Origin of the sequence: Hyphomonas sp. (assembly GCF_013823385.1) — a bacterium.
In the GTDB taxonomy this organism is placed as follows: Bacteria; Pseudomonadota; Alphaproteobacteria; order Caulobacterales; family Hyphomonadaceae; genus Hyphomonas.
The window spans coordinates 1-1,130 of sequence record NZ_PNMA01000161.1 but is presented as its reverse complement, the minus strand read 5'-3'; the positions used below and the strand labels follow the sequence as shown (position 1 = coordinate 1,130).

Below are 1,130 nucleotides of genomic sequence, written 5' to 3'. Positions count from 1 at the left end.
TGTGGACGCGGCGACCCTGCCGGAGGGGGTGGAGCAGACCCATGTCTCGCTGTTCGACGGGACGAATTGCGGCATCGCGATCAAGGGCAAGCGGGCGTTTGCTGTGCAGTATCACCCTGAGGCGTCGCCGGGGCCGCAGGATAGCTTCTACCTGTTCGAGAAGTTCGTTGGGGAGCTGGGGTGACAGTCCCCGACATAAACTCACTTAGGGATGACCTGTTAGTCGAACTGGCTATGCGCCGGGCGACGAACGGTAGCCCTCAAAACGTTGTTCTGGTTTGCCAAGCTTTGCGACCGGACATCGATTGGGTCGTTAATAGGGACCTCGCGCGGAGTGCCGGTTGGTTACTCGTTCGAAACGATCCGCCACTGGCGAAGACTGTTCCCGATACGTCAAAGCCCGGTGCAATGTTGTTAGGATTGACCGCACAAGGAAAATCACGGGCAAGTGACCTATTTGAGGCTGGAAAGCCGAAGTCGTTGAAGCGTCGTCTTGCTGAGGTTCCCCGAAGTGATTGGATTGCAACGCTAGCGCTTTTGGTCTCTGTCGGCTCATGCTCTGTTGATGCCTTTTCGCAGAACCCCGCGCCCGTTGCCGAATGGCCCGGTGCGGAGATCGCCGAGGGGGTGGCGTTTCAGGGCGATGGCTCAGTGACGCTTGACGCCTCGGCCGAGACCGGCCTGCCCGTCCTCACCTTCTGGCGCCCCGTCCTGCATGACGAAGGCTCGCGCTATCCCGTTGCAGGCCGGATGGACTGCCGCATTGCCGCCAGCCAAGGCCCGTTCAGCGAGGAGGATTTCGACCCCGCCAAGCGCCACAAGGCCGTGGTCGAGCAGCGCAAGGAACAGGGGTTCATCGACAGCGAGCGCCTCGCCAGCGGCACCGACACGGTGAAAAAACTCGACGTCATCGGCCGCCGCAACGCGCCGCGCTCCTACTATGTGCTGAGCTACATCATGGCCCGCGACGGCGACCGGCTGATCGACATCCGCCGCAACTGCACCTTCGTCTTCGGGCCCGCCGCCACAAAGCCCGACGTGCTGCCCTTCGTGAACCGCTACACCAAGCTGATCTTCGCCTTTGCCGAGCAGGAACCTTGATGCCTGTTTGCAATCCGTCCCAGCGTCAA

The 1,130-nt window shown here is 61.5% G+C and carries 1 protein-coding gene and 1 pseudogene; both read left to right on the top strand.

Going from position 1 to position 1,130, the window contains the following annotated elements; all coding sequences use genetic code 11:
- Positions 1 to 184, top strand: a pseudogene (locus tag C0456_RS20760) (carbamoyl phosphate synthase small subunit); the annotation flags it as partial.
- A gap of 467 nt (positions 185 to 651) precedes the next feature.
- On the top strand, positions 652 to 1,101 hold the full coding sequence (locus C0456_RS20755; protein WP_291056676.1) for a hypothetical protein: 450 nt from the start codon (positions 652 to 654) through the stop codon (positions 1,099 to 1,101).
- The last annotated feature ends 29 nt before the right edge of the window (positions 1,102 to 1,130 follow it).